26 protein-coding genes are annotated in these 25,979 nt (G+C 74.7%); 11 read left to right on the plus strand and 15 right to left on the minus strand.

All coding sequences use genetic code 11. From position 1 onward, the window contains the following. Nucleotides 1–39 precede the first annotated feature (39 nt). Genes ACFYPD_RS18505 through ACFYPD_RS18530 form a run of 6 tightly spaced genes read left to right on the plus strand, consistent with a single transcriptional unit; the run spans nt 40 to nt 5,492 of the window. Nucleotides 40–1,233, plus strand: coding sequence for an ABC transporter substrate-binding protein (locus ACFYPD_RS18505; protein WP_387114555.1), 1,194 nt, complete (start codon nt 40–42; stop codon nt 1,231–1,233). Beyond that, a complete protein-coding gene (locus tag ACFYPD_RS18510) occupies nt 1,230–2,132 on the plus strand; it encodes a branched-chain amino acid ABC transporter permease (protein WP_387114558.1) in 903 nt (300 codons plus the stop codon). The genes ACFYPD_RS18505 and ACFYPD_RS18510 overlap by 4 nt, the downstream gene beginning before the upstream one ends. Further along, nucleotides 2,129–3,139 (plus strand): branched-chain amino acid ABC transporter permease, encoded by a 1,011-nt coding sequence (locus tag ACFYPD_RS18515; RefSeq protein ID WP_387114562.1) that lies wholly within the window; start codon nt 2,129–2,131, stop codon nt 3,137–3,139. The genes ACFYPD_RS18510 and ACFYPD_RS18515 overlap by 4 nt, the downstream gene beginning before the upstream one ends. Beyond that, complete coding sequence (locus ACFYPD_RS18520; RefSeq protein WP_387114565.1) at nt 3,136–3,879, plus strand: ABC transporter ATP-binding protein; 744 nt, start codon at nt 3,136–3,138, stop codon at nt 3,877–3,879. Before ACFYPD_RS18515 ends, ACFYPD_RS18520 begins: the two co-directional genes overlap by 4 nt. Further along, nucleotides 3,879–4,652: an ABC transporter ATP-binding protein gene (locus ACFYPD_RS18525; RefSeq protein ID WP_387114568.1), complete on the plus strand. Its 774-nt coding sequence runs from the start codon at nt 3,879–3,881 to the stop codon at nt 4,650–4,652. Before ACFYPD_RS18520 ends, ACFYPD_RS18525 begins: the two co-directional genes overlap by 1 nt. A 30-nt stretch (nt 4,653–4,682) precedes the next feature. Then, entirely contained in the window at nt 4,683–5,492 is an 810-nt protein-coding gene (locus ACFYPD_RS18530; protein ID WP_387114571.1) for a class I SAM-dependent methyltransferase, read from the plus strand. Between the two features lie 14 nt (nt 5,493–5,506). Here the strand turns inward: ACFYPD_RS18530 and ACFYPD_RS18535 are convergent, their stop codons facing one another. The 6 genes from ACFYPD_RS18535 to ACFYPD_RS18560 all read right to left on the minus strand — a co-directional run bounded on the left by ACFYPD_RS18535 (nt 5,507) and on the right by ACFYPD_RS18560 (nt 10,945). Continuing rightward, entirely contained in the window at nt 5,507–6,262 is a 756-nt protein-coding gene (locus tag ACFYPD_RS18535; protein WP_387114574.1) for an alpha/beta fold hydrolase, read from the minus strand. Nucleotides 6,263–6,428: 166 nt separating this feature from the next. Then, nucleotides 6,429–8,501: a phosphocholine-specific phospholipase C gene (locus ACFYPD_RS18540; RefSeq protein ID WP_387114577.1), complete on the minus strand. Its 2,073-nt coding sequence runs from the start codon at nt 8,499–8,501 to the stop codon at nt 6,429–6,431. A gap of 197 nt (nt 8,502–8,698) precedes the next feature. After that, a complete protein-coding gene (locus ACFYPD_RS18545) occupies nt 8,699–9,100 on the minus strand; it encodes a hypothetical protein (RefSeq protein ID WP_387114580.1) in 402 nt (133 codons plus the stop codon). A 52-nt stretch (nt 9,101–9,152) separates the two neighbouring features. Beyond that, a complete protein-coding gene (locus ACFYPD_RS18550) occupies nt 9,153–9,614 on the minus strand; it encodes a DUF5709 domain-containing protein (protein ID WP_387114583.1) in 462 nt (153 codons plus the stop codon). A gap of 84 nt (nt 9,615–9,698) precedes the next feature. Continuing rightward, a complete protein-coding gene (locus ACFYPD_RS18555; RefSeq protein WP_387114586.1) occupies nt 9,699–10,430 on the minus strand; it encodes a hypothetical protein in 732 nt (243 codons plus the stop codon). After that, the gene (locus tag ACFYPD_RS18560) at nt 10,427–10,945 is read right to left on the minus strand and encodes a SigE family RNA polymerase sigma factor (protein ID WP_387114589.1); all 519 of its coding nucleotides are present in this window, start codon (nt 10,943–10,945) and stop codon (nt 10,427–10,429) included. The genes ACFYPD_RS18555 and ACFYPD_RS18560 overlap by 4 nt, the downstream gene beginning before the upstream one ends. A 122-nt stretch (nt 10,946–11,067) precedes the next feature. Between ACFYPD_RS18560 and ACFYPD_RS18565 the strand changes: the two genes are divergently transcribed. Then, a complete protein-coding gene (locus ACFYPD_RS18565; RefSeq protein WP_387114592.1) occupies nt 11,068–11,856 on the plus strand; it encodes a DUF3152 domain-containing protein in 789 nt (262 codons plus the stop codon). Between the two features lie 236 nt (nt 11,857–12,092). Here ACFYPD_RS18565 and ACFYPD_RS18570 read toward each other — a convergent pair whose 3' ends face one another. The 5 genes from ACFYPD_RS18570 to ACFYPD_RS18590 form a co-directional block, all read right to left on the minus strand. Continuing rightward, nucleotides 12,093–12,920: a DUF72 domain-containing protein gene (locus ACFYPD_RS18570; protein ID WP_387115586.1), complete on the minus strand. Its 828-nt coding sequence runs from the start codon at nt 12,918–12,920 to the stop codon at nt 12,093–12,095. Between the two features lie 141 nt (nt 12,921–13,061). Next, nucleotides 13,062–14,078, minus strand: a complete 1,017-nt coding sequence (locus tag ACFYPD_RS18575; RefSeq protein ID WP_387114595.1) for a GGDEF domain-containing protein — start codon at nt 14,076–14,078, stop codon at nt 13,062–13,064. Between the two features lie 264 nt (nt 14,079–14,342). Next, nucleotides 14,343–14,501 carry a hypothetical protein gene (locus ACFYPD_RS18580; protein ID WP_387114597.1) on the minus strand — a complete coding sequence of 53 codons (159 nt, stop codon included), beginning with the start codon at nt 14,499–14,501 and terminating at the stop codon, nt 14,343–14,345. 151 nt (nt 14,502–14,652) lie between these two features. Continuing rightward, nucleotides 14,653–15,708 carry an ATP-dependent DNA ligase gene (locus tag ACFYPD_RS18585; protein ID WP_387114599.1) on the minus strand — a complete coding sequence of 352 codons (1,056 nt, stop codon included), beginning with the start codon at nt 15,706–15,708 and terminating at the stop codon, nt 14,653–14,655. A 181-nt stretch (nt 15,709–15,889) separates the two neighbouring features. After that, nucleotides 15,890–17,173, minus strand: a complete 1,284-nt coding sequence (locus tag ACFYPD_RS18590; RefSeq protein ID WP_387114601.1) for an erythromycin esterase family protein — start codon at nt 17,171–17,173, stop codon at nt 15,890–15,892. 123 nt (nt 17,174–17,296) lie between these two features. On the opposite strand from ACFYPD_RS18590, the gene ACFYPD_RS18595 reads away from it, so the two are divergent. Together ACFYPD_RS18595 and ACFYPD_RS18600 are read left to right on the plus strand one after the other, a co-directional pair. Then, nucleotides 17,297–18,508 (plus strand): low temperature requirement protein A, encoded by a 1,212-nt coding sequence (locus tag ACFYPD_RS18595; RefSeq protein WP_387114604.1) that lies wholly within the window; start codon nt 17,297–17,299, stop codon nt 18,506–18,508. A 76-nt stretch (nt 18,509–18,584) separates the two neighbouring features. Further along, nucleotides 18,585–20,144 (plus strand): PP2C family protein-serine/threonine phosphatase, encoded by a 1,560-nt coding sequence (locus ACFYPD_RS18600; RefSeq protein ID WP_387114608.1) that lies wholly within the window; start codon nt 18,585–18,587, stop codon nt 20,142–20,144. A gap of 22 nt (nt 20,145–20,166) precedes the next feature. Here ACFYPD_RS18600 and ACFYPD_RS18605 read toward each other — a convergent pair whose 3' ends face one another. Beyond that, nucleotides 20,167–20,490 carry an anti-sigma factor antagonist gene (locus ACFYPD_RS18605; RefSeq protein WP_387114611.1) on the minus strand — a complete coding sequence of 108 codons (324 nt, stop codon included), beginning with the start codon at nt 20,488–20,490 and terminating at the stop codon, nt 20,167–20,169. 200 nt (nt 20,491–20,690) lie between these two features. Here ACFYPD_RS18605 and ACFYPD_RS18610 point away from each other — a divergent pair, with 200 nt between their 5' ends. Continuing rightward, on the plus strand, nt 20,691–21,452 hold the full coding sequence (locus ACFYPD_RS18610) for a peptidylprolyl isomerase (RefSeq protein ID WP_387114614.1): 762 nt from the start codon (nt 20,691–20,693) through the stop codon (nt 21,450–21,452). A 79-nt stretch (nt 21,453–21,531) separates the two neighbouring features. On the opposite strand, the gene ACFYPD_RS18615 is transcribed toward ACFYPD_RS18610, so the two are convergent. Next, the gene (locus ACFYPD_RS18615; protein ID WP_387114617.1) at nt 21,532–22,098 is read right to left on the minus strand and encodes a snapalysin family zinc-dependent metalloprotease; all 567 of its coding nucleotides are present in this window, start codon (nt 22,096–22,098) and stop codon (nt 21,532–21,534) included. A gap of 132 nt (nt 22,099–22,230) precedes the next feature. Here ACFYPD_RS18615 and ACFYPD_RS18620 point away from each other — a divergent pair, with 132 nt between their 5' ends. Continuing rightward, entirely contained in the window at nt 22,231–23,208 is a 978-nt protein-coding gene (locus tag ACFYPD_RS18620; protein ID WP_387114620.1) for a DUF2804 domain-containing protein, read from the plus strand. A 53-nt stretch (nt 23,209–23,261) separates the two neighbouring features. Here the strand turns inward: ACFYPD_RS18620 and ACFYPD_RS18625 are convergent, their stop codons facing one another. Together ACFYPD_RS18625 and ACFYPD_RS18630 are read right to left on the minus strand one after the other, a co-directional pair. Then, nucleotides 23,262–24,641: a glycosyl hydrolase family 18 protein gene (locus tag ACFYPD_RS18625; RefSeq protein WP_387114623.1), complete on the minus strand. Its 1,380-nt coding sequence runs from the start codon at nt 24,639–24,641 to the stop codon at nt 23,262–23,264. Nucleotides 24,642–24,817: 176 nt separating this feature from the next. After that, nucleotides 24,818–25,918, minus strand: a complete 1,101-nt coding sequence (locus tag ACFYPD_RS18630; RefSeq protein ID WP_387114626.1) for an L-dopachrome tautomerase-related protein — start codon at nt 25,916–25,918, stop codon at nt 24,818–24,820. Nucleotides 25,919–25,979 lie beyond the last annotated feature (61 nt).

Raw genomic sequence — 25,979 nt, forward strand, 5'->3', positions numbered from 1 at the left:
GCCCCCACGCCGAAACCCACCCCTCAGCTAGGAGCACACATGTCCCTCACCATGCCCCGGCGCAGCCGCGCCCGCACCGCGGCGCTGCTCGCCCTCGTCCTCCTTGCCGCGCCCGCGTGCGCGAACGACGAGGGCGGCGCCGGCTCCGGCGCACCCGTCAAGATCGGCCTGTTGGCGTCGCTGTCCGGCACCTACCAGGCGGTCGGCAAGGACATCCGCGACGGCTTCCAGCTCTACCTGGCCAGCCACGACGGCAAGCTCGGCGGCCGGGAGGTGGAACTCGTGGTCGCCGACGAGGGCAACGGAGCGGCGACCGCGGTGCCCGCCGCCACGAAGCTGCTCAAGCAGGACCGGGTGGTCGCGCTGACCGGCGTCGTCGGCGGCGGCTCGGTGGCCGCGGTCTACCCGCTGCTCAACGAGACGAAGGTGCCGTTCGTCGGCTCCAACGGCCGGCCCGAGCTGAAGGACGTCTCCCGGGTCTGGCACACGTCCTACCTCTCCGACGAGCCGGGGGAGGCGATCGCCCAGCACGTGCGCGACGACGTCAAGGGCAGCGTCTACGCCATCGGCCCGGACTACCAGGGCGGCTGGGACGAGCTGCGCGGCTTCACCGAGACCTTCGCCAAGGCCGGCGGCAAGCTGGCCAACCCGGACGGCAAGGCCACCTTCACCCCGTTCCCGGCGACCACCAACTTCACCCCGTACTTCGCGCGGATCAAGGCCTCCGGCGCAGAGGCCGTCTACACGTTCTACGCCGGCAGCGCGGCCGTCGACTTCGTGAAGCAGTACGCCCAGTCGGAGGTGAAGGACCTGCCGCTCTACGCCGCCGGGTTCCTGACCGAGGGCGGGGTGCTCAACGCGCAGGGCGAGGCGGCACGCGACATCTACTCGGTGCTCAACTACTCGCCCGACCTGGACAACGCGGAGAACCGCGCCTTCGTGGCCGCCTGGAAGGCCGAGCACGACGGCTCCCCGACGACCTACGCCATGGCCTCCTACGACGCGGCGGCCGTGCTGGACCGGGCACTCGCGGCGGCCGGGGACGAGGCGACCCCGGAACGCGTCAACGCGGCCATCGGCCAGCTCGGGCAGATCGCCAGCCCGCGTGGCACCTGGCAGTTCTCGCCGACCACCCACGCGCCGGTGCAGAAGTGGTACCTGCGCCAGGTACGCCAGGACGGCCGGGCGCTGTCCAACACCGTGGTGGGCGACCTCGCCACCGTCGGCGGGTGACCGCGGTGACCGCGGTGGCCGCCGGCATCCGGTTCGACCCGTACGTCGTCCCCGCCCTCGACGGGGTCGCCTACGGCCTGCTGGTCTTCGTCGCCGCCGCGGGGCTGGTGCTCTGCTTCGGCGTCGCCGGCATCCTGAACCTGGCGCACGGCACCCTCTACGCGATCGGCGGCTACACCGCGGCCGCGCTGCTGGACGGCGGCTGGCCGAGCCTGGCGCTCGCGCTGGCCGTCGGGGTGGCCGCCGCCACCGCGTCCGGCGCGCTGGTCGCCGGGCTGCTCACCCGGGTCGCCGCGCGCAGCCACCTCACCCAGGCGCTGCTGACCTTCGGGGTGGCCCTGGCCGGCGGGAGCCTGCTCGTGGGCGCCTTCGGGCCGGACGACCCGCCGGTGCGCGTTCCCGCCGCGCTGGACGGGTCGGTGGCGGTCGCCGGCCACCGCTATGCGGCGTACCGGCTGGTCTTCATCGTCGTGGCGGCGCTGCTCGCCGGGCTGCTCCACCTCGTGGTGCGCCGCACCCGGGCCGGGATGCTGGTCCGCGCGGCCGTCGACGACGCCGAGATGGTCGCCGTCCTCGGGGTGAGCCCGGCCCGGATCCGGGTCGGCGTGCTGGCGGTCGCCGGGGCGCTGGCCGGCGCCGCGGGGGTGCTCGGCGCGCCGATCATCGGCCCCGGGCCGGACACCGCCGACGGCGTGCTGCTGCTGTCCCTGGTGGTCGTCGTCCTCGGCGGCCTCGGCTCGATGGCCGGCACGCTGCTCGCCGCGCTGGCCGTCGGGCAGATCCAGACCCTGGGCGTCGCGCTCGCCCCGTCGGCAGCCCCGTTCCTGCTGTTCGCCGCCATGGCGGTGGTGCTCGCGGTGCGGGCGCGGGGCCTGGCCACGGTCCGGAGGGCGACGTGAGGCAGGGAGCCGTCCGCGTGCTGCGCCGCGGCGTCGCGGCGGTGGTCGTGGCCGCCCTGGTGCTGGCGCCGTGGACGGTCGACGACTACACCGTCGCGCTGCTCGCCCGCACCCTGGCGCTCGGCCTGGTGGCGGTGAGCGTCGCGCTGCTCACGGGCGTCGCCGGGCTGCCCACCCTCGGCCAGACCGCGCCCTACGCGGCGGGCGCCTACGCCAGCGCGGTCGTCGGCAGTCACCTCACCGACGTCGGCCTGGTGCATTTGGCCGTGGCGGCGGCGGCCGGGGCGGCGCTGGCCGCGGTGACCGTGCCGCTGGTGGTCTCCGCGCGGGGCGTGGTGCTCCTGATGATCACCCTGGCGGTCGGTGAACTCGCGGTGACCGTGGTGGGGCGCTGGCGGTCGGTGACCGGCGGCACCGACGGGCTGGCCGGCGTCGCGGCGTCCCGTCCACTGTGGGGGCGGCCGGTGCTGGCCACCGACCGGGCGCGCTACCTCTACACGCTGGTGGTCGTCGCGGTCCTGGTCGGCGTGGTGCTGCTGGTCCTGCGTACCCGGGTCGGGCTGCTGCTGCGGGCCGGCCGGGACGACGAGGCGCGGCTGCGGGCCAGCGGCCACCGGGTGCCCGTCCACGTCGCCGGCGTGCACCTCGCCGCCGGAGCGGTCGCGGGCGCCGCGGGCTCCCTGCTCGTGGTGGCCCAGCAGTTCGTCTCGCCCGCCGACTTCGGCTTCGACACCTCCGCCCTGCTGCTGCTCGGCGTGGTGATCGGCGGCACCGCCTCGGTCGGCGGTGCGCTGGTCGGCGCCGCGCTCGTCGTGGCCGCCCGGGACTGGCTGTTCGGCGTGCTCCCCGGGCAGGCGCCCCTGGTGCTCGGGCTGGCGTTCGTCGCCGCCGTCTACCTGCTCCCCGACGGCGGGCGCCGGCCGGCGGTACGCGGCCGGCTGCTCCCGGTCGTCCCGGCCCGCCGTCCCGCCCCGGACCGCCCGACGCCGACGGGAGTACGCGCATGACCCCGCTGCTGTCCGCCCACGGGATCACCGTCCGGTACGGGTCGCTGGCCGCGCTGGACGGCGTCGACCTGCGGATCATGCCGGGCCAGCGGCACGCGCTGATCGGGCCGAACGGCGCCGGCAAGACGACGTTGCTGGACGTGCTCGGCGGGTCCACCCGGGCGGGCTGCGGCCGGGTGCTGCTGGCCGGCCGGGACGTCACCCGGCTGGGCCCCGCCGCCCGGGCCCGCCGGGGCATCGGCAGGATCCACCAGCGCCCCGCCGTCTGGTCGACGCTGACCGTGCGGGAGAACGTGCTGGTCGCCGCGCTGCCGCGAGCGGTGCGGCCGGGCCGGTGGCACCCGTCGGCGCGGCGGCGGGCGGCGGCGCGGACGGCGGACGCGCTGCTGGCGCGGGTGGGCCTGACCGAGATCGCCGCGATCCCCGCCGGGCAACTCGCGCACGGACAGTGCCGGCAGGTGGAGATCGCCATGGGCCTGGCCGGCCGGCCCCGGCTGCTGCTGCTCGACGAGCCGGCCGCCGGGCTGTCCGCCGTCGAGGTCGGGTGGCTCGTGGAGTTCCTGCGGACGCTGCCACGGGCGGTCGCCGTGCTGCTGGTCGAGCACCGGTTGGACCTGGTCTACGCGCTCTGCGACACGGTGACCGTGCTGCGCGACGGCCGGACGCTGGCCACCGGGACGCCCGCCCAGATCCGCGCCTCCGGTCCGGTCCGGGAGGCGTACGCCGAGGGGGTGGCCTGATGCTGTGGATCGACGGGCTCTGCGCCGGCTACGCGGGCGGCACCGTGCTGCACGAGGTGAGCCTCGACGTGTGCACCGGCACCGTCCAGGCGGTGGTGGGGCGCAACGGCGCGGGCAAGAGCACGCTGGTGCACAGCCTGGCCGGCCTGGTACGGCCGTACGCCGGCCGGATCGAGATCGGCGGCGTGCAGGTCGCCGGCCGGCAGCCGCACCGTATCGCCCGGTCCGGGGTCGGCCTGGTCCCGCAGGGCCGGCGGGTCTTCTCCCGCTTGACCGTGGCCGAGCACCTGGTCCTGGCGGCCGCGCCGTGGCGGGCCGCGACGCCCGGCGGCGAGGGCTGGACGGTGGCCCGGATCCTGGAGCTGCTGCCCCGACTGGGGTCCCGGCTGCGCCACCGCGGCGACCAGTTGTCCGGCGGCGAGCAGCAGATGCTGGCCATCGCCCGGGCTCTGCTCGGCCAGCCCCGGCTGCTCCTGCTGGACGAGCCGTGCGAGGGGCTCGCCCCTGACCTGGCGGCCCGGGTGCGGGAACTCGTCGGCACGCTGGCCCGGACCGGGCTGACCGTGCTGCTCGTCGAACAGCAGCTCCGGCACGCCGTCGAGGTGGCGGACCGGATCGCGGTGCTGGAGTACGGCCGGGTCGTCTACGACCGGCCGGTGCACGAGGTCCGGGCCGACCCGGACGTCCTGGCGGCGATGCTCAGCGTCGCCGCGGTCCCGGAGCCGTCGGCTCCCCGACCGGTGCCCGGGCTCTGGTCCGACGCCGGGCACTGACCCGACCCGCAGCGACAGGGATGAGGAACGATGCCGACCCACGTCCATGACACCGACTACGCCTTCGACAACGGCGCTCCGGACGCCGTGCCCCAGATGCGGGCGCTGGAGTCCTTCCTGGATCCGATCACCGCGCGCCGGATCGCCCCGCCGGTGCTCGCCCCGGGCGGCGTGTGCTGGGAGGTCGGCGCCGGCGGCGGTTCGGTCGCCCGCAGCCTGGCCCGGGCGGTCGGCCGGGGCGGCCGGGTGCTGGCCACCGACCTCGACACCGCGCACCTCACGCCCGTCGGCAACCTCGACGTACGCCGGCACGACGTGCGCACCGAGCCGCCGCCCGGCGACGCCTTCGACCTGATCCACGCGCGGCTGGTGCTGCTGCACCTGCCGGAGCGGCGGCGCGTGCTGGCCTCGCTGGCCGGCGCGCTGGCCCCCGGTGGGTGGCTGGTGGTCGAGGAGTTCGACTGCACCGCGCCGCTGCGCGTGCTGACCGCGCCGAGCGACGACGCGGCGAAGCTCTTCGCCCAGGTGACCGACGCGATGCTCGACATCCTCCAGAGCCACGGTGCCGACCTGGCCTGGGCGCAGGACGTGCACGGGGAACTGGTGGCGGCGGGGCTGGTCGAGGTGGACACGGTCGTCCACGCGCAGAGCTGGCCCGGCGGCTCCCTCGGGGCGTCGCTGTACGGGACGAACTCCCGGCAGCTGGAGCCGGAGCTGCTCGACGCCGGGTTGTCGCCCGGTCAGTTGGCGGCGTTCCGCCGACTGGTGCGGGACCCGGGGTTCGCCGTGATGTCGTACCAGTTCGTGTCGACCCGGGGGCGGCGGCCGGCGGCGCGGTGAGCGCCGGCCCGGCGTCACCGCCCGAGGAACTCCTCGATCACCGTGGCCAGCCGCACCGGGGTCTCGTACATGGCGTAGTGGCCCGCGTTGGCGAGCACCTCGAGCCGGGCGTTGGGGTAGTGGCGCAGCCACGTCTCGCGCATCGTTGCGGCGCCCAGCGCGGGGTCGTGCTCGCCGACCACGGCGAGCGCCGGCACCGGGTTGCCCTTCACCTCGTCGGTGAAGTCGGTGCGCGCCCACGCGGTGAGGTACGCGCCGAACGCCTCCGGAGTGGAGTGGGCGAGGGAGAACCGCACCAGTTCGTCGAGCCAGCGCCCGGACAGCCGGTTGCCGGTGGTGAGGTCGATGATCGCGCGCCGGTTGGCCGGGTTGGCGGCGGCGCCGTCGAACAGCGTCCAGCCCTGGAGGTCGAACGGCACCCCGCTCGCCGGGACCGGACTGATGCCGACGAGGCGGGCCACCCGCCCGGGGGCGTCGGCGAGGACGCGCTGGGCGGCGCTGCCGCCCATGGAGTGCCCGACCACCGAGAAGGTGTCCCAGCCGAGGGAGTCGACCAGCTCCAGGGCGTCGCGGGAGATCTCGGCGATGGTGTGCTCGCCGGCGACGTCGGTGCGCGCGCCGTAACCCCGGTAGTCCGGGAACGCCCAGGTGAAGCGCTCGACGTCGATCAGCTCCGGCAGCCAGCCCCAGCCCCGCGCCGACCCGAACCAGCCGTGCAGGGCCAGCACCCGGTGCGGCCCGTGGCCCACAGTGAGGTGGCTGATCGTCATGTCGCGACCCCTTCCGCTGGTTCGGCGTGGCGACAGTGAACGACCTGACGGCCCGGCGGGGGAACACCGGCGTCGGATAGGCGACGGTGCACTGCGGCCCTGAGGTGACCGCCCGCCCCCGGTCGGGGGTGGACGGTCACCTCGCATCGTGCGGTCGGAACGAGGATCAGACCAGGCCGCCCATGGCCGGGTCGCTGATGCTGGGCTTGCCGTTCTCGACGTGGCCGGCGTACCGGACCGCGAACGCGGGGTCGGCCGAGAGCGTGACGGTCAGGTCGTACCAGCCGTGCGCCCGCGACAACGACCACGACGGCGACGTCGTCTCGCCCGGCTTGAGCGACAGCCTGGTCCGCCGGGAGGAGTAGCGGTCGGCGACGGTCACCTCGACCCGCTTCGCGCCCCGGTTCAGCACGGTCAGACCGACCTGATGGTCGCGCTCGTCGTACCGCGCCCGGACGTCGACGCCCGCGCCGGCGCCGCCGGTGAAGCGGCGGAAGAAGCCGTTGGGGCCGTGCACCTCGAGGTCGTACCCGGCGGTGGCGTCCCACGTGTCGCTCACCTGCCGGCCCGGCTCCACCGTGTAGGTGCGGGGCGGCTGGGCCGGGTCGGCCGAGCGGACTCCGAAGACGCCGGTGGCGCCCCCGGAGTTGCGGAAGTCGAGGTGGAACGACGTGCCGGCGGCCCGCCCGTCCACGTGCAGGGTGTACGGGATGGCCCGGGCGGGCCGTACGCCCCGCTCCTGGCGGGGCAGGCGCGGGTCGGCCGGCGGCACCGGCACCTCGTCGGGCTGGCGGGTGAGGTCGACCGGCTTGAGGTCGGCGGTGTCCGGCAGCTTCACCCGCGGCGAGGCGTTCGGGGTCCGGAAGTCGAACGCGCTGGTCAGGTCGCCGACCACCGCGCGGCGCCACGGCGTGATGTTGGACTCCACCAGGTCGGCCCTGCCCTTGGCGAACCGGGTCTCCAGGAAGCGGATCAGCGAGGTGTGGTCGAACACCTGCGAGTTGACCCAGCCGCCCCGGGTCCACGGCGAGACGACGATCATCGGCACCCGGACGCCGAGGCCGTACGGGCCGGCGGCCCGCCGACTGTCGCCCGGGAAGATCTCGTTGGTGGTCGGCACGGTGGACAGGCCCTCGGCGCGGCTCTGCGGCGGCGTCGGCGGCACCAGGTGGTCGAAGAAGCCGCCCTCCTCGTCGTACGTGATGAACAGCGCCATCTTGCTCCAGACCTCCGGGTGGCTGGCCAGGATGTCGACGACCTGCGACATGTACCAGGCGCCGTAGTCGGGCCCCCAGTTCGGGTGCTCGGTGTAGGCCTCCGGCGCGACGATCCAGGAGACCTGCGGCAGCGTCCCGTTCGCCACGTCCCGGCGGAAGTCGGCCAGCAGCGCCTCGGGGGAGCGGTCCTGCGTCAGGATCTCGGTGCCGGATTTCGCCCGGTCCGCCAGCGGGGTGCCGGGCCGGGCGTTCTGGTACTGGTGGAAGTAGAGCAGCGAGTTGTCCCCGTAGTTGCCGATGAACGGGTCCCCGGTCCAGCCCCAGTAGCCCTCGGCGGTCAGCCCCAGGCCGACGTCCTGGTAGACCTTCCAGGAGACGCCGGCGCGCTCCAGCCGCTCCGGGTAGGTCGACCAGTCGTAACCCGCCTCGGCGTTGTCGATGACCGGGCCGCCGCCCTTGCCGTCGTTGCCGACCCAGCCGGTCCACATGTGGTAACGGTTCGGGTCGGTCGAGGCCAGCACCGAGCAGTGGTAGTTGTCGCAGACGGTGAAGGCGTCGGCGAGGGCGAAGTGGTACGGCAGGTCGCTGCGGGTGTGGTGGGTCATGGTGACCACGCCCTTGTTGGGCACCCACCGGTCGTACCGGCCGCCGTTCCAGGCGCCGTGGGTGTCGGCCCAGCCGTGCGGCGGGTCCGGCAGGAAGGTCTGCCCGAGGTCCGGCACCTCGGGCCGGAAGGGCAGCAGGTCCGCGGAGCCGTTCGGCTGGTGCCAGACGCTCCGGCCGGAGGGCAGCGTCGCCGGGTGCGGGTCCGCGAAGCCCCGGACCCCGCGCAGGGTGCCGAAGAAGTGGTCGAAGGAGCGGTTCTCCTGCATGAGGAAGATGACGTGCTCGACGTCCTCGATCGAACCGGTCCGGTTGTTCGCCGGGATGGCGAGGGCCTTGCTGAAGTCCACCGGCAGGGCGGCCGCCGCCACCGGAGCGCTCATCATCTTCAGGAAATTTCGACGGTCAACACTTGCCATGACAGAGCACCACCTGACTGACGCCGAACGATTGCGGGTGCACGCTATTGGCGCCAGGTGGACCTGACATGTCCGGGACGCGAGCGTTGCGCCAACGTCGTCGGGTGGCGGTGCTGGACGCGGTGCACGCGCATCCCGACGCCGACCCCGACCCGATCATCGGGGCCGGGCGCCGGGACCGGTGCTCGGTGGGGCGCTCAGCGACCCAGGTGTTCCGTGGCGGAGTGGAGTGCCGCCAGCAGAGCCCGCGGCCGTGGATCGGGGAGATCCACCCGCGCTTCGTTCATCGCGTAGGAGAAGCCGACCTGACCCGACGGCCAGCCGCCGTGCCGGGATCCGCCGGCGCCGGCGTGGCCGAAGGCGTCGCCCCGTGGCCCGAAGACCTCCAGCTCGGTGTGGAGTTCGAATCCCGTTCCGTACGCCATTGGGGTTCCCCACCGGGGTGAGGTGCCGCGCCGCAGCAGGCGCCGGCCCCGGTCCACCGTGGCGGCGGCGAGGACGCGTACGCCGTCCAGCTCCCCGCCGGCGACGAGGCACGCGTAGAACGACGTGCGCGGCCGCCGCGGTGCTCGCCGGGCCGGCCTCCGACGGCTGATCACGATCGGTGAACACCCCGCCCGCGGCGTCACCTGCCCCGAGCCGGCCGGGGGCTCACCGCAGCGGGCCGTCTCCCGGGCCGTTCGGGTCGTCGACCAGGTGCATGGCGGCCTCCTCGGCGCTGGCCGCGCCGCCGTCGACACCGGCGTCCCAAGCGACCGAGTCCGCCTGCTCGTCCTCGCCGAGACCCGCGTCGTCGGCGACCAGGCGCCCCGTCCGCGCCTCCCGCTCGTAGCCCCGGCGGGTCAGCTCGTCCTCGTCGTCGGCCACCTCGGCGTACGGGTCGACGTCCGGTTCCTCCTGGGCGAGCAGCTGCGCGAGGGACTCGCCGGCCCGCTCCTCGGCGGCGGTGGTGCCGAACCGGTTCGCCGCCGTCCAGTGGTCCGCGGCGACGATGCCGGTGTCGAGGGGGTCGCCGACCCGGTCGTCGTCGAGGGTGTCCGAGGCGTCCAGAACCCCGTCGTCCTCGGCCACGTTCCACTCGTCGGCGATGTCGGTCCGCTCGGTCTGGCTCATGGCGATCCCTCCCTGGTCAACGCCCGGCGCTGCCACCCCAGCCTAGAACCGCCGCCCGGGGCGGCGACGACCGCGGGTGACCGGTCACAGCTTCCGGCCCCGGGCGTCGCGGGCGATGATCCCGTCCAGGGGTGTCCCGGGGGCGAGCACTCCGGGGTCGAACCAGAAGATCACCAGTCGCTGGTCCTCGCTCCAGCGGGCCAGCCGGGCCTCGATGTGCCGGCCGTCGACGGTGCCGACGATCCGCGCGGCCGGCCCGACGAAGTACCCGAAGGTGGGTACCGGAGCGTAGGCGGGCACCCGTCGTTGCGGGTCGTAGCCGATCTCGTGGAAGCCCGGCCGACGGTCGCTGCCCGCCACGTCGTTGACCAGGTAGTCGGTGGCCAGCTCGCCGCCGGGGGAGCGCCGGCCGGCGACCAGGCCGATCGTCACCCCGGGCAGCTCGGGGACGTCGACGGGAACGACGTAGAACACCCGCTCGTCGCCGCCGTACCGGATGCCGCTGCCCACCACGGCGCCGACCGGTCGGGGTCGGGGCTCCGTGGGGCCGGGGTCGGCGGTCGCCGTCGGGGCGGCGGCGGTCGCGGTGGCGGCCGGCCCGAGCACCGGCGGCTCCGGCGGGCGGGTGCGCGCCACGGCGCCGCCGACGCCGATGACCACCGCGGCCACCGCCACCGCCACCGCCCCGCTCCCGGCGACCCGTCGGCGGCGGCGCACCCGCCGGCCCTCCCGCATGATCCCGCCGAGGTCGAGATCGTTCCAGTCGGCCCGCTCGGTCGCCCGCATGGCGCGGCGCAGCTCGTCCACCTCGTTCATCGCGGCGTCCCCTGCGGCTCGGGCGCGGTGAGGCCCGCGCTGCGCAGCTTCTCCAGGGCACGGGAACCGGTGCTCTTGACGGTCCCCACCGAGACGTCGAGTTCGCGGGCCACCTGGGCCTCCGGAAGGTCGAAGTAGTAGCGCAGGACGACGACGGCCCGTTCGCGCGCGGTGAGCGTGCCGAGGATGGCGAGCAGCCAGCGCCGGGTCGCCACCTCGTCCGCCACGTCGCCGCCGTGCCGCTCCGGGAGGTCCTCGGTGGGATACTCCCGGATCGGCCGCCGCCAGGTGTCGACGAGGTGGTTCACCAGCACGGACCGGGCGTAGCCGTAGGCGTCGCCGTTGCGGACCCGCGACCACGACGTGTACGTGCGGACCAGTGCGGTCTGGGCCGCGTCCTCGGCCTGATGATGGTTGCCCGTCATCAGGAAGGCGGCGTGCACCAGCCGCGCGGACGCCGCCGTGGCGAACTCGACGAACTCCGCGTCACCCCGGGCCATTCCCGCCCTCTCCACATCCCACCTGGTCCAGGACGGATGAGGCGGGCGAAAGGTTGAGTCCCCACCGAACCAACTTTGTCACCGGGTCACCCGTCCTCCTCCCTGCGCACCACCGGCGACGGCGAGGGAGACCGACGATGACGACGACCGTGGGCCGGGCTCGCGGCGGCGGGACGATGCTACTGCTGGCCGCGCTGCTGTCCGGCTGCGCGCTGCCCGCGGCCGGCCGGGCCGCCACCCCGCCCGCCGGTCCGGCCGCCACCGCGCGGGCGGTGGTCCCGGCCCCGGCGCCCGCCCGGCAGCCTCCGGTCCGGCTCAGCTATCCCGCGGACGGCCACGGCCGGTGGCGGTTCGCCGCCGGCGAGCCCGCCACCCTGAGGGGTACGGGCCGGCCGCTGCGCTACCGGGTCGCGGTGGAGGGCGACATCCGCGGGCTGCCACCGGCCGACTTCGCCGCGGAGGTCACCCGCACCCTGACCGACCCGCAGGGCTGGACCGCGGGCGGCACCCTGGCCCTGCGCCGGGTCGGGGGCGACCAGCCCGCCGACTTCACCATTTACCTCGCCACCCCCGGCACCCGGGACGAGCTGTGCCAGGACCGGCCGGACGGCTACACCTCCTGCCGCCACGGCGACCGGGTGGTGCTCAACGTCGCCCGCTGGGCCGGCGGTGTGCCGGGCTACGGCGCGAGTCTCGCCACCTACCGCCGGTACATGGTCAACCACGAGGTCGGCCACCGGCTCGGCCACGGGCACGAGCGGTGCCCGTTACGGGGCCGGCCGGCGCCGGTGATGCAGCAGCAGACCCTGGGCCTGCACGGCTGCACGCCGAACGCGCTGCCCTACCCGCACGGCCGGCGCTACACCGGACCGCCCGGGGCGTACGCCGACCCCGTGCCGCCCCGCGAGCGCGGCCGGCCCGACTGAACCGGGCGGGGACCGCGCGTGGTGGGGGCCGACCGCCGATGGTGCCTTAGTAGACGCCATGCCCAACCCCGCGATCCTCACCGTCGACGACGACCCGGCCGTCTCCCGGGCGGTCGCCCGCGACCTCCGGCGCCGCTACGGCGACCGCTACCGGGTGGTGCGGGCCGACTCCGCCGAGGCGGCGCTGGACGCGCTGCGCGAGCGCGCTGACGCCGGCCTGACCGGGCGCGGTCGCGTCAGAACAGCGTCGACGGAGCCACCGGCGCCGGCTCGGGCAGCGGCGCGACCTCGGGTAGCCGCGCGCGGACCTGGTCGTGGAAGCGGCGGGCGAGCTCGGGCGCGTCGGCGTTGTCCGGGGTGTGCACGAACACGGTGGGGGAGCGGCCCTCGCGCAGCCAGCCGGTCACCACGTCGAGCCACGGCTGCCAGCCCTCGACCGTGCGTGCCGGGTCGTCCCGGCCGAGGTAGCGGACGATCGGCCGGTCGGTCAGCGCGCGGGTCCGCAGCGGCGTGCGGGGCTTCTTCAGCCACGCCTCCCGCTCCGCGTCGCTGGTCGGCGGGGTGCGGAAGAACGCGGTGGTGTCGAAGGGGATCCACTCCGCGCCGACCCGGGCGAGTGTCTCATCCAGGGCGCGTGCCGCGCCGGGGTCGGTGAAGAACGCGGGGTGGCGGACCTCGACGGCGTACCGGTGGGTGGTGGGCAGGCCGCGTAGGAAGCGGGCCAGCACCGGCACGTCGCCGGGGCCGAACGAGCCCGGCAGCTGCACCCAGAGGGCGTGCGCCCGCGGGCCGAGGGGTTCGACGGCGTGGAGGAAGGCCTGCAGCTCCGCGTCGGCGCCGGTGAGCCGGCGTTCGTGCGTGACGACCTTCGGCAGCTTGGGCACGAAGCGGAACCCGGGATCGGTCTGCCGGGCCCAGGACTCCACCGTCTCCCGGGACGGGGTGGCGTAGAAGGTGGTGTTCCCCTCGACCGCGGTGCACCACTCGGCGTAGGCGCGCAGCCGCTCGTGGGCCGGCAGCGGGTGTGCCAGGAACCGCCCCTGCCAGGCCCTGTGCGTCCACATGGCGCAGCCCACGTGCAGGCGCATCCGACCCCTCCCACCGCTCGACCGCCCGGCGCGGCCACCCGCGCCGCGGCAACGGTATCCGGGCCCGGCCGCCGGCCGGCCACCCCTTCAGCGTCTTCGTCGCCTGAGCCGGGCGCGTCAGGCGGAGTACGGTCGGTCCGCCCAGCCGCGACCGGTGCCGTCCGCGAGCAGCCGCCCCGCCGTCCGGCGGCGTTGCTGCTTCACCAGGTAGAGCCGCTGGTCGGCGACGTGCAGCAGCTTGTCGAGGGTGTCACCGTCATAGGGGGCGGTGGCCGAGCCGACGCTGACGCCGGCCAGCCCGCGCACGGCCGCCTCGATCCGGGCCGCCGTGGCCCGCGCCGCTTCCCGGTCGGCGTCGGACAGCACCACCACGAACTCGTCGCCGCCGATCCGGGCGAGGGCGTCCTCGGCCCGCAGGACGTTCCGGGTCGCCGCGACCACCCGGCGGAGCAGGTCGTCGCCGGCGGCGTGCCCGAGGCGGTCGTTCACGAGCTTGAAGTCGTCCAGGTCGAGGCAGAGCAGGGACGGGCCGGGGCGGCAGCCGGCGTGGAACAGGAACGTCGCCAGCTCGGCCAGGCCACGCCGGTTCAGCGCGCCGGTGAGCGGGTCCAGGGACGCCAGGGCGCGCAGCTGGGACCGCTGCCGGGCGAGGGTCCGCGTCTGCGTGGAACAGACCGAGACCAGCACCAGCATGCCGGCCAGGTAGATGAAGACGTGACCGGTGGGGGCAGGCCCGCCGGCGGCGGCGACGACCACGTACGACCCGACGGTGAGCACCTCCAGCCCCACCATGAGCCGCAGGTGCGGCGTGTAGCCGGCGACGAACACGGCCGTGGTCACGAACCCCAGCGCCGCCGGCGAGGTGACGCCGCCGTCCCAGTGCGCGCCGAGGGCCGCCATCACCAACGTGATCATCAGGAGGGTGAACGAGACCCGGTAGCTGGACGCCTTGGTCGTCACCCGGGTGGCCGCCCACGTGCCGACGACACCGGCCGCCAGGCCGCAGCCGTACGCCGTGAGCATCAGCGCCCGGTTCGGCGCGCCGAGCGTCAGGAGGCAGTAGACGACGGCGACCGCGTGGGAGACGGCGTGGAGGGCCGCGCTGACCAGCGTGCGGCGGCGGCGCTCTCTCATCCCGCCGTCCACCGCGCCCCCGACCCCCGGTCGCGCGCGCCGGTGCGGGCACGACGTCGTTCGGCCGGCGCGATCGCGCCGACCGCCGGTGTGGACGCCACTCGGATGAGGCAGCTCACCACGTCGAAATTCAATGGCGCGCATCAACCGGCAGTCAAGAGTCGAGTCGTTAACCAGCCGTTCATATTACTTACGGGAGCGTCGTGGTTACGGTGGGTCGAAGATCGGCGCCGGCACCGGTGGTGCCGGCGCCGACCCTGGCGGCTACCGCTTGGCCTGCTGCTTGGCCATCTCCGGGCGTTCCCCCTTGCCGAGCCGCCGCAGCGCGTCGCGCAACTGCTGCTCGGTCATCTTGGAGTTCCCCTCGATACCCGCGTTGTGGGCCTGCTGCCGCATCTCGTGCAACCGATCACGGTCACCCATGTCGAACTCCCTCCGTGGGCTGGCGCGGGCGGCTCCGCGCGCCACTCCGACGTCGCCTTCCCGGGCCGGCCGGGAGCAAACGGACTCAGCTCCCATCGCGCCGGCCGCCGTCGCGGGGGGATGACGCTGCACCGGCCCCGTGGCCGGGCGCTCACCCGGTGCGCCCATCCGGCCGGTCCGCCACGACGACGCCCGGCCCGTCGGTGCCCGGTTGACCGGCCAGCGCCTCCGGGCCGTCGGTGAGCACGGGCAGGTCGCCGGCGGCCAGGTCGAGCCGCGGTCGCAGGTGCCGGACCCGGTGCCGCCAGCGCCCGTGCTCGTACGCCGTGTCGGCCTCCACCTCGACGACGAGGTCCTGGCGCACCGGCGTGTACGGCAGCGGCGGCGCCGGGTTGAGCTGGCCGGTCCACCCGCCGGGCAGCGGCTGCGGCCAGGGGTGACCCGGCGCGGCGGTCGGCTGGAGCAGCCCGGCCAGCTCGCGGCGCTGCTGCCGGTGCAGCGGGTGGGTCCGCCCCAGGTAGCGCAGGCGACCCCGGTCGTCGCACCGGCCCACGAGGAGTGTGTCCGGGTCGGTCACCGGGCCGGTGATCCCGCCGACGAGGGTCTCCACGGTGTGGTGCGCACGGACCTTCTGCCAGCCCCGCCGCCCCGGCTCGTACCGGCCGTCGCACCGCTTGACGACGATCCCCTCGACGCCCGCGTCGGTCCACGTCCGGAGCCACTCCCGGGCCTCGGCCGGGTCGCCGGTCTGCGGGCAGAGGACGAGCCCCGCGGGTGCGTCGGCGAGCAGCCCCGCCAGCCGGTGGCGCCGATCGGTCAACGGGAGGTCGAGCAGCGGCTCCCCGTCCGGGCCGCTGAGCAGGTCGAAGGCCACGAAGTGCGCGGGATGGCGGTCGGCCAGCGCGGTCAGCCCACGCCCGGCGGTCACGCGCCGCTGGAGCAGGGCGAAGTCGGTGCGGCCCTCCGCCCACACGATCAGCTCGCCGTCGAGCACCGTGCCGGCGGGCAGCGACCGCAGCGTCCGGGTGACGTCCGGGAAGTAGCCGGTGAGGTCCCGGCCGGCCCGGGACCGCAGGTGCACACCGGCCGCGTCGCGGAACGCCAGGGCCCGCCAGCCGTCCCACTTCGGCTCGTACGCCAGGTGCGGGCCGGTGGGCAGTTCCGCGACCGGCGTGGCGAGCATCGGGGTGAGCGGTGGACGCAACATCGGGTCTCCGTCGCGCGGATCCGCCCGGCGGTCGAGCCCGGGCGAGGGGCCCGGTGGGGCCCTGGTCGGCTCCGGCGCGGTTACCCGGGCAGCGGCCGGGCGAACGTCCGGCGCCGCCGACGGGTGCCGTCCGGACGGCGCGGCCCGGGACGCTCCCGCCGAAACCACCCGTCGTGGTGGATCAGACGCCGGACGGCCAGGTCTCGGGCTCGGCGGGCGCCGGCCGGGTCGGCAGTGGCCGGACCGCACGGGAGGTGTCGAACCAGCAGAAGGCGTCGTAGCGGTCCCCGAGCACGGTGGGCACGTAGTTGCCCTGACTCTCCCGCTGCGGGTGGTAGACCACGCCGATGGCCCGGTGGTCGATCTCGTGGGTCAGCAGGTCGGGCCGGCCGTCGTGGGGGAAGACCAGCAGCGCCCGGTCCGGCGCGGCGGCGTGCAGGGCGTCCTCCAGCGTGTGGCGGCTTGCCGGCGGGACGGTCATCGTCTCCATCGGCGCGCCCCAGGCCGCGCCGGCCGTCACCGTGCCGGAGTGGGTGCCGAACCCGACCAGCACCACCTGCTCCGGCCCGTACCGCTCCCGGGCCAGCTGGCCGATGTTGACCTCGCCCGCGTCGGCCATGTCGGTGGCCCGGGCGTCACCGACGTGGGTGTTGTGCGCCCAGACCACCGCCCGGGCGCCCGGACCGTAGTGGTCCAGGAGCCGGCCGAGGGTGTCGTCCATGTGCCGGTCGCGGACGTTCCACGACTCCCGCCCGCCCCGGACCATCGCCCGGTAGTAGCGCTCGGCACCGGCCACCACCTCGGCGTTCTGCACGGTGCCGAAGCGATCCGGCCCGTCGGCCGCCGCCCGCTCGCGCAGCCCGGCCAGCAGGGCGACCACCTCCTCCTCGCAGCGGTGCGGAACCAGGCGGGTGGCAAGGGCGTACTGCTGCGGGTCCTCGTCGTACGGGTCGAAGCAGCGGTACGCGGCCAGCGCGGCCGGCACCTGGTCGGGGTCGTGCTCCCGCAGCCAGGTGAGGATCTCCCGGAGCGACTCCCAGAGCGAGTAGACGTCCAGGCCGTGGAAGCCGACCCGCTCCACCGCGTCCACCCGCGCGTTGCGGTCACGCAGCCAGCGGGTGAAGTCGACGACCTCCTCGTTCGCCCACATCCAGGTCGGCCACCGCTCGAACGCGGCCAGGGCCGCGCGCGGATCGGCCGGGGCCCCGGGGCGGCAGCGTACGCTGCGGTCCACCCGGTCGCAGTCGGGCCAGTCGCCCTCGACGGCGACGAACGAGAAGCCCCGCTCCTCGACGAGCCGGCGGGTGACGGCCGCCCGCCAGGTGTAGAACTCGTGCGTGCCGTGGGTGGCCTCGCCGAGCATCACCACCCGGGCGTCGCCGACCCGGTCCAGCAGCGGGTCCAGGCTGCCCGGGTCGGTCAGCGGGGTCGCCAGCGCGGCCACCTCGTCGTCGTAGCGTCCCATCCCGGCGCGGTACCCGCTGCCACGCGTGCCATGCCGCCGCCGGGGAGACGCGTCGGCCTTCCTGCGGGTGGCGGACGCCGATCCCGCCGGTGCACGGGCCCGGCCCGGGCGACGATGAGCCGCATGGGACTTCGGGCAGGGGGCGGCCAGGACCTGCTGGAACGGCGCGAGGACGTGCGGCAGGCCAACTTCCTGGAGCTCTTCGTCGACCTGGTGCTGGTGTTCGCCCTGTCCGGCGTCGTGACCCGCGTGGTCCGTGACATCACCGCCGACGACCCGGTCGTCCGCTGGCGGTCGCTGACCTACCTGCTGGTGCTGGCGATGCCGCTGATCTGGTTGTGGATCACCACCGCGCACATCACCAGCTGGTTCGACCCCCGCCGCCGCAAGATCCAGTGGCTGGTGCTGGTCAGCGCCTTCGGCCTGCTGGTCATGGCGGCGTCCCTGCCGGCCGCCTTCATCGGCCGCGGCTGGGCGTTCGTGCTGCCGTACGTGATCCTGCTCTGCGGCCGGCCGCTCCTCCTCCTGCCGAGCCTGCGGGGCCACCCGCTCGGCCGGCTCTACCTGCGCTCGGTGTTCTGGTGCGGCGGCACGGCGGTGCTCTGGGTCGCCGGCGCGGTCGCCAGCGGCAGCGCCCGGGCCGCCCTGTGGGGGATCGCGGTGACCGTGGACATCGTCGCCGCACAGCTCCGGTGGCCGGTGCCGGGAATGGCCCGCCCGCCGGTCAGCGCGTGGGCCATGGACAGCCGCCACCACCTGCCGGAGCGCTACCAGCAACTGCTGTTGATCGCCCTCGGCGAGACCGTCCTCGCCGTCGGCATCACCTTCACCGACCAGCCGATCGGCCCGGACACCGCGGGCACGCTGGCGGTCGCGTACGTCTCGACGGTGCTCATGTGGCGCATCTACTTCTACCGCTCCGGCGAGGTTCTCGCCGAGGCGGTGGCCGTCGCCGGGGACCGGCTGGCCGCGGGTCGGGCCACCGGTGTCGCCCACATCGTCATGGTGATCGGGATCGTGGCCACCGCCGTCGGCTTCGAGGTCGTCATGAAGCATCCCGCCGGACGGCCCCAGCCGGCCTGGCTGGCCGCGATCCTCGGCGGCCCGGCGTTCTTCCTGTATGGCCGCATCCGTCTGGAGCGGGTGGTGTTCGACCGGCTCTCGATCCGGCGCGTCGTGGCCATCGCCGCCCTGGCGGTCGCCGCGGCCCCCCTGCACCTCGCCGCGCCGCTGGCCGCCGCGGTCGTGGCCCTGCTGGTCCTGCTGGGCGTCGCCGTCGCCGACGCCCGCAACGCGGCCGGCCGCCCACCGGAGCAGCCGTCACCGGCCCACTGACGCACCGGCGGCCCGCTGCCGGAAACGGCCGACCTCGAAGCCGCCGTGGGGCGCCGGAGCTGGCTAGGCTGCCGGCATGGCAGACGAGGTCGTGCTGCGCGCGCCCGCCGAGCCGGCGTTCCCGTCGACCGCCGACCCCGTGGTGGCGGCGGTCCGGCAGGTGCTGGCGACGATCCCGGCGGGCTGCACCTGGCTGCTGCCGGTGCGGGCACCGGACGGCGCGGTGGTCGACTTCCTGGTGGCCGCCGCCAGCGCGCAGGGGCGCGACGTCCACGGCCGGGGCACCTGGCGGGTCGGCCAACCGCTCAGCACGCTGTATCCCGGCATGGTCGCCGGCCCGCTGTGGCAGGCGTACCACGAGGTGCTGGCCACCGGGGAGCCCGCCCACCTGCCCGACTTCCGGTACGCCGGGCACGGCGCGGGCGTCGTTGCCGACTCCGTGTTCGACGTCAGCGTCCACCGGGTGCTGGGCGGCCTGCTGGTCTGGTGGCAGCGGCTGGACGAGCACCGGCTCCGGCTGTCCCGCACCGAGTTGCTGGGCAGCCTCGGCTGGGCGGAGTACGACCTGGTCACCGGTCGCAGCGAGTGGTCCCCGGGGATGTACCGCATCTTCGAGCGGGATCCGGCGCTGGGGCCGATGTCCCGGGCCGACCAGGGCGCCGCGCTCCTTCCCGCCGACCACGGCCTGCGCGAGGCCGCCTGGCAGACGCTGGACAGCGGCGCGGCGTCGGACGTCACGGTGCGGTTCCGCGCCGGCGGGACCGTCAAGCACCTGCGGATCCTGTCGGACGTGGCCCGCGACGAGGGCGGCGCGCCAGTGAAGATCTACGCGGTGGTCCAGGACGTGACCGCGCGGGAGGACTCGCGGAGCGCCATCGAGCAGCTCCGCGACCAGCTGCGGACCCGGGAGACCACCGCGCTGGCCGAGCACCGCCTCGCCGGCCAGCTTCAGAACCTCATCCAACCGGTGCCCCGCGAGCCGGTCACCCTGGCCGGCCTGGAGGTGCTGGTCGGTTACCTGCCCGCGGAGAGCGCGCTGCGGGTCGGTGGCGACTGGTACCACGCCGAGACGCTGCCGGACGGGTCGGTCGTGCTGGCGGTCGGCGACGTGGCCGGGCACGGGCTGGAGGCGGCCAGCGGCATGGCCCACCTGCGCTTCGCGCTGGTGGCCTGGCTGTCGATCGGCATCCGCGACCCGGCGGCGTTGCTCGGGCACATGAACCGGCTCTGCGGCCAGCTGGCCGTCACCGGCACCGCGGTGCTCGCGGTCTTCGACCCGGCGACCCGGCACCTGGCCTGGGCGCGGGCCGGGCACCCGCTGCCGATGCTGTCCCGGGCGGGCGCGACCGGCGACCTCGGCCGGCCCGCCGGGATGCTGCTGGGCGCCGACCCCGCCGCCCGCTACCCGGTGGTCACCACCGAGTTGCGCGGCGACGACGTGCTGCTGCTCTACACCGATGGGCTGACGGAACGCCGCGCCGGGAACCCCCAGGACCGGTTGGCGGAGGTGCGCTCGGCCCTGTCGGCGCTCTCCGGCCGCCCGGGGGCACGACCCCTGGCCCGGCTGCGCGACGCCCTGCACCGGCCCAGCCCGCACGACGACACCTGCACCCTGGCCGTCCGCGTGCTGCCCTGACCTCCGCGGCGGTCGGTCCGGATCAGCCGGCCGTGTCCCCGGGGGGCCGGAGCAGGTCGTCGACGCCGGTCAGCGCCAGCAGGGCGGCCACCGCCCCGGCGGCGTTGACCAGGTAGAGCCGGCCGTCCGCCGCCCGCGCCCGATGGTGCGCGGCCACCAGCGCGTGGATGCCGGTGGAGTCGAGGAACTCGACCGCGGCCAGGTCGACTACCACGACCGGGGCGTCGTCCACGGCGGCCAGCAACGTGCCGGTCAGCCGTTCCCGGGCGGCCAGGTCGCACTCGCCGGCCAGCCGGATCACCGTCCGTCCCGGCTCACGGGAGGTCCTCGCCTGGAAGGACGCCATGGGCAGCCACGCTTTCTCGCCTGGAGCACCGGCCTGGTCGGCGCCATCATGTCACCTTTCGGGGCGCCGGTCGCCGGTCCGTGGTGCGCGGGTCGCGTCGGCCACGGCGCGCGGCGCGCGGCGTCGACCGTCATCGACATCCGGTCGCCAGCTCCATAGACTCCGGTCTTTCTGGTACCACGAGTCCAGGGAGGACCCACGTGTCGAGCGAAACCCGACCGCACGCCGCACCACCACTGCTGGCCCGTCTCGCCGGGGTGGCGGTGGTCTCCGCCGCGCTGGTCGCCACCGGTGGCGTCGCCGCCTCCGCGGCGCCCGCGCAACCGGCGCCCACGAAGGGCCCGTGCGCGTACACGCCGACGCCGGACGAGCCGGCCGCCCGGCCGGTGCCGCTGCCGCTGCCGCCGGACCCTCGCCGGACGCCCGACCGGGGCACGGTCCGGGTCACGCTGCGGACCAACCAGGGGCCGATCGGGCTGACCCTCGACCGCGAGCAGGCCCCGTGCACCGTGCAGAGCTTCCTGCACCTGGCCCGGCACCGGTTCTACGACCGGACGCACTGCCACCGGCTCACCGCGTACCCGACGCTGAAGGTGCTCCAGTGCGGTGACCCGTCCGGCACCGGCGAGGGCGGGCCGGGCTACCGGTACGCCGACGAGCTGCCCACGGACCTGCCGCCGGCGCCGACCGACCCGACCGGGGTCCGCCGCCTCTACGCCCGGGGCACCCTGGCCATGGCCAATGCCGGCCCGGACACCAACGGCAGCCAGTTCTTCCTGGTCCAGTCCGACTCGGCGCTGCGTCCCAACTACACCGTCTTCGGCACCATCGACGCGGCCGGGCTGGCCACACTGGACCGGATCGCGGCCGGCGGGATCGCGGCCACGCCCGAGGACCCCGCGCCGGTCGACGGCGCGCCGGCCCTGCCCGTGGAGATCTGCCGGGCGACCCGGGGCCGCTGACTCGTAGTTCCCGTCCTGGGCCGGGACCGCCCGGCCGGGTCGGCTCTCCGCCGCTCCGGCCGGGCGTCCCCGTTTCAGGTCAGCGCTGGGCGCCCGCCGTGACGGGGGCCGGCCAGCTGCCGGTGAAGACCTGCGGCGTCGTCGCGCTGCGTGCGGCGAAGCCGAACAGCTGATCGACCCGGGCGGCCTCGGCGGAGCTCGGGTACGGGTTGGTGCAGCTGGTGCCGGCGCTGCCGCCGGACATCAGGATGGCGCAGTTCCCGTTGTAGTTGTCGGGCAGGCCGAGGATGTGCCCGATCTCGTGGGTCACGATCCGCAGCGGCGAGTACTGCTGCGCCTGGTAGTAGTCGATGACGACGCGGCCGTTGCCGAGGCTCGTGCGCTGGGCGTAGGAGCCGCCGCCGTAGGTGTAGTAGATCATCAGGTTCGAGCCGCACTGCGCCATGTTGATGTTGTTCGTGGCGTTGTTCCAGATCGAGGCGGCCTGGACGGCGTAGCTGGCGAACGGCCCGGCCTGGCTGGTGTTGTAGCAGACGTTGCGGACGGCGGCGGAGGCCGGCGCCGCGTCGACGGTGACGGTGCCCAGCGCCGCCAGCGCCGCGGTGGCGACGGTGGCGAGGAACCGGGTGACCTTGGGCAGACGCATCGCTCACTCTCCTTGTGGGACGGGGTCGAGCGGGGACCGGCACAGCCTATATATCGGCTCGCATCGATATCAAGCATCGACGGAAATCACTTCGATCGTTCGCGCACGCGCCGGAGCCGGTAGCCTGCGTCGATGACGCACGAGCGGGAGATCACCGAGCCGGTCGACCTGTGCCGGCCGGACGGGCGGTTGAACCCGGCGGCGGTGGGCTGGAGCCGCCGGCCGCTGCACCGGGCGAACCTGCGCGGCTGGGGCCGGGCCAAGCGCTGGGAGCACTGGGGCGTCGTCACACCGACGCACATCCTCGGCCTGGTCGCCTCGTCGCTCGACTACGCCGGCGTGCACAGCCTCTACCTGCTCGACCGCCGCACCGGGATCGAGCGGACCACCGAGGCGGTCGTCCCGTTGGCCCGCGGTGCGGTGCTCCCGCCGGTCAGCGGCGTGGGCGCGGTGCGGGCTCGCGGCGGCGGCCTGGTCGTCGAGGTCGACCAGCATCCCGAGGGCAGCACCATCCGGGCCACCGCGCCGGGCGTCGAAGTGGACCTGGTGGTGCCCCTGCCGCCGGGGCACGAGTCGCTGGGCGTCGTGGTGCCGTGGAGCACCCGCCGGTTCCAGTACACGCACAAGGACGTCGGCCGGCCGGTGCGGGGCACGCTCAGGGTGGACGGCACGGCGTACCCGGTCGACACGGAGTCGTTCGCGGTGCTCGACCACGGTCGCGGCAAGTGGCGGTACGCGGTGAGCTGGAACTGGGCCGCCGGCAGCGGACCGGGCCGGGCCATCCAGCTCGGTGGCCGGTGGACCGACGGGACCTGCGCGACCGAGAACGCGGTCTTCCTCGACGGGCGGCTGCACAAGATCGGCGCGGACCTGACCTGGAGCTACGACCGCGCCGACTGGCTGCGGCCGTGGCGCATCACGGGCGACCGGGTGGACGTGGCGTTCCACCCGTTCCACGAGCGCGTGGCGCGCACCAACCTCGGCGTGCTGGCCGGGGAGACCCACCAGTGCTTCGGGCACTTCTCCGGGTGGGCCGCCACCGACGACGGCGAGCGGGTGGACCTCGACGGTCTGGTCGGCTGGGCGGAGGAGGCCCGCAACCGCTGGTGACGGCGGATCCCCGCCGCGCCCGGGCCGGCGCGGCGGGGATCACGGCCGGGTGCTCAGACCGGGAGCCGCCAGACCTGGTTGGCCCCGCCGAAGCAGTCCCAGATCTGCAGCCGGGTCCCGTTGGCGGAGCTGTTGTCGGTGGCGTCCAGGCACCGGTTCGACTGCGGGTTGCGCAGGGTTCCGTTGGACTGCGACTGCCAGACCTGGGCGCCGCTGCCGTTGCAGTCCCAGAGCTGTACCTTCGCCCCGTTGGCGGTGGAGCCGCTGGTCACGTCGGCGCACTTGCCCAGCGCCCGCAGGGTGCCGTCGCCGGCCACCGTCCAGCTCTGCGCGGCCGTGCCGTTGCAGGTGTAGAGCTGAACCGCCGTGCCGTTGGCGGTGCTGGCCGCGGCGACGTCGACGCACTTGCCGCCGATGCCCGTGATCGGCCCGGTCCGGCCGCTCGGCGGCGGGGTGCCGCCACCCATGACGGTGTCGTAGATCGCGCTGACCAGCGAGGTCGCGCCGGTGGTGTCCTGGGACAGCTCCCAGTTCATCATCCCGCCGGCGTTGGCCAGCGCCCACTGCGTCTTGCGCTTCACGGTCGGTACGCCGTTGTAGCACTGCTGTGCGCCGCTCACCGTGGTGCAGTCGCGGTTGGCGTTGGCCGGGTCCATGCCGACCAGCGCGGAATAGGTGTAGTAGCCGGGCCGGCTGTAGAAGGGCACGCCGAGCACCGCCTTGGCGGCGGGCAGGCCGCGCGACTTCCACAGGTTGACGCTGTTGGTCGACCAGTCGTAGTTGGCGTGCGGGCTGCCGCCGTCGTACGCCATGATGTTCAGCCAGTCGACGGAGCCGAAGACCGCCGGCGGCACGCCGTCGACGTAGTAGCCCTCGGAGACCACGGCGGCGGTGAGCAGCTTGCCGCGGCTGTGCAGGGCGCTGCCGAGCTGCTGCATCAGCGCCGTGTAGTTGGTGGCCGAGGCGCCCGGGTCGGGATACTCCCAGTCGATGTCGACGCCGTCGAGGTTGTACTGGTTGACGAAGTTGACCACGTTGGTGACGAACGCGCCGCGGGCGCCGGAGTTCGCGGCGAGGGCCTCGAACGCGGAGTCGTTGCCGTCGTTCCAGCCGCCGATCGCGATCGACACCTTGACGTTGTTGGCGTGCCCGAGCGACACCAGCGAGGAGAGCTTGCTGGGGTTCTCCACGGGGCGCAGGCTGCCGTCGTTGTTGGGCAGCGCGAACGCGTAGTTGATGTGGGTGAGCTTGCCGTACTGGATGCTGTTGACGCTGCCGCTCCAGGACGGCATGTAGCCGACGCTCTTGAAGTTGTTGGGCAGGACGACGGCCTCGGCGGCGGCCGGGGGCAGTGCGAGGGTGGCGGTGGCGGTGGCGAGCGCGAGCAGGCCGCCGGCCACTGGGGAACGGCGGCGGGGGCGTGGTGCGGACATCGAGGGCCTTCCCGGTGCAGGGGGACGCCGCACCGCCCGGCCGGCGCTGGTCGGGGCCGGCGCCGGCCGGGCGGTACGGGTCGGACGGGGGACGGTCTTCCTCGAGGTGACCAAATATTAAAGAGCATTAACTAAGGCGTCAACGATGCCTCTCGATGAATCGCCGACGGGGCGGGTCAGCGCAACCGGACCGGTCCGGCGTCGATGCGGGTGCGGAACAGGGCGTACGGCTTGCGCCGCAGGTCCGTGCCGCCCTGGTACTTCGCCTGCCGGTGCAGTTGGTTGGCGGTGACGTAGAGGTGGCCGTCGGCGGCCACGGACATCGTGTCGGGCCAGAGCAGCCGCGGATCGTGCACCATCGTCTCGAACTCGCCGTCCGCCCGGCGGCGCAGCACGGCGTTGTGCTCGTAGGAGGTCAGGTAGAACGCGCCGGAGTCGTCGGTCTCCAGGCCGTCGGAGCCGCCGCCCTTGTCGCCCTCGTCCACGACCGTGGCCGCCACCTGCTCCTCGCTGAGTGTCCGGTCGGCGAGGGCGTCGGTCGCCACGCTGTACCAGCGGCGCGAGGCGAGCGGGCAGTAGTGCAGCCGGGAGCCGTCGGCGGAGACGGCGATGCCGTCCGAGCCCATCGCGACCGGCTTCGGCGGCCCGTCGGCCGGGCGCTCCAGGAACGGCCGTCCCTCCACGACCGGCCGGTAGGAGTCCAGCGGCTCGGCCTTCGTGGACGGGTGGTCGTGCAGCCGCCGCCACGACGCGCCGGTGGCCAGGTCCACCACGACGATGCCGTTCGGTCCGGAGTCGGAGGAGTCGGTGAGGTAGGCGAGCCCGGCGTCACCCCGGCGCAGGTCGAAACGCACGTCGTTGAGGTACGTGGTGGGCAGCGCCACGTCGGTGGGAAAGGTGATCACCTGCCCGACGGTGTCGGTGTCCAGGTCGACCCGCACGAGCTTGGGCCCGCCCGGCTTCGTCGGCCGGAACATCGGGCTGCCGGTGTCGACCACCCAGAGCCGGTCGGCCGGGTCCACCACGATGCTCTGCACCGAGACGAAGGCGTTCGGGTCGTCGTCCCCGGACGGGCTGTTCCAGGCCTGGTCCGGGAAGGGCGCCTCCCGGCCGTCGCGCAGCTCGACGACGGTGGCCGGCACCTCGTCCCCCCACTGGGGGAAGTTCACGAAGACCCGGCCGGTGTGCGACACGCTGACCCCGGTCGGCATCGGCCCGGTGAAGGTGTGCACGAGTTCGAGGTCGCCGACTGGCTCGCCACCCATGGGCCCGTTCATCCGCCGCTCCTGACTGTGAGGCTCCTGGCCTTCCCGCCGAGCACGGGCGCAAACGTCGGCC

Source organism: Micromonospora sp. NPDC005299 (assembly GCF_042872345.1).
Classification (GTDB): domain Bacteria; phylum Actinomycetota; class Actinomycetes; order Mycobacteriales; family Micromonosporaceae; genus Micromonospora.

Excerpts from the sequence above, each read along its gene's own strand:
- ACFYPD_RS18540 (WP_387114577.1), bottom strand. The coding sequence starts at position 8,501 with ATGGCAAGTGTTGACCGTCGAAATTTCCTGAAGATGATGAGCGCTCCG.
- ACFYPD_RS18595 (WP_387114604.1), top strand. The coding sequence starts at position 17,297 with ATGGGACTTCGGGCAGGGGGCGGCCAGGACCTGCTGGAACGGCGCGAG.
- ACFYPD_RS18535 (WP_387114574.1), bottom strand. The coding sequence starts at position 6,262 with ATGACGATCAGCCACCTCACTGTGGGCCACGGGCCGCACCGGGTGCTG.
- ACFYPD_RS18605 (WP_387114611.1), bottom strand. The coding sequence starts at position 20,490 with ATGGCGTCCTTCCAGGCGAGGACCTCCCGTGAGCCGGGACGGACGGTG.
- ACFYPD_RS18520 (WP_387114565.1), top strand. The coding sequence starts at position 3,136 with ATGACCCCGCTGCTGTCCGCCCACGGGATCACCGTCCGGTACGGGTCG.
- ACFYPD_RS18615 (WP_387114617.1), bottom strand. The coding sequence starts at position 22,098 with ATGCGTCTGCCCAAGGTCACCCGGTTCCTCGCCACCGTCGCCACCGCG.
- ACFYPD_RS18505 (WP_387114555.1), top strand. The coding sequence starts at position 40 with ATGTCCCTCACCATGCCCCGGCGCAGCCGCGCCCGCACCGCGGCGCTG.
- ACFYPD_RS18625 (WP_387114623.1), bottom strand. The coding sequence starts at position 24,641 with ATGTCCGCACCACGCCCCCGCCGCCGTTCCCCAGTGGCCGGCGGCCTG.
- ACFYPD_RS18580 (WP_387114597.1), bottom strand. The coding sequence starts at position 14,501 with ATGGGTGACCGTGATCGGTTGCACGAGATGCGGCAGCAGGCCCACAAC.
- ACFYPD_RS18565 (WP_387114592.1), top strand. The coding sequence starts at position 11,068 with ATGACGACGACCGTGGGCCGGGCTCGCGGCGGCGGGACGATGCTACTG.
- ACFYPD_RS18555 (WP_387114586.1), bottom strand. The coding sequence starts at position 10,430 with ATGAACGAGGTGGACGAGCTGCGCCGCGCCATGCGGGCGACCGAGCGG.
- ACFYPD_RS18600 (WP_387114608.1), top strand. The coding sequence starts at position 18,585 with ATGGCAGACGAGGTCGTGCTGCGCGCGCCCGCCGAGCCGGCGTTCCCG.
- ACFYPD_RS18530 (WP_387114571.1), top strand. The coding sequence starts at position 4,683 with ATGCCGACCCACGTCCATGACACCGACTACGCCTTCGACAACGGCGCT.
- ACFYPD_RS18590 (WP_387114601.1), bottom strand. The coding sequence starts at position 17,173 with ATGGGACGCTACGACGACGAGGTGGCCGCGCTGGCGACCCCGCTGACC.
- ACFYPD_RS18620 (WP_387114620.1), top strand. The coding sequence starts at position 22,231 with ATGACGCACGAGCGGGAGATCACCGAGCCGGTCGACCTGTGCCGGCCG.
- ACFYPD_RS18525 (WP_387114568.1), top strand. The coding sequence starts at position 3,879 with ATGCTGTGGATCGACGGGCTCTGCGCCGGCTACGCGGGCGGCACCGTG.
- ACFYPD_RS18585 (WP_387114599.1), bottom strand. The coding sequence starts at position 15,708 with ATGTTGCGTCCACCGCTCACCCCGATGCTCGCCACGCCGGTCGCGGAA.
- ACFYPD_RS18575 (WP_387114595.1), bottom strand. The coding sequence starts at position 14,078 with ATGAGAGAGCGCCGCCGCCGCACGCTGGTCAGCGCGGCCCTCCACGCC.
- ACFYPD_RS18570 (WP_387115586.1), bottom strand. The coding sequence starts at position 12,920 with ATGTGGACGCACAGGGCCTGGCAGGGGCGGTTCCTGGCACACCCGCTG.
- ACFYPD_RS18550 (WP_387114583.1), bottom strand. The coding sequence starts at position 9,614 with ATGAGCCAGACCGAGCGGACCGACATCGCCGACGAGTGGAACGTGGCC.
- ACFYPD_RS18630 (WP_387114626.1), bottom strand. The coding sequence starts at position 25,918 with ATGAACGGGCCCATGGGTGGCGAGCCAGTCGGCGACCTCGAACTCGTG.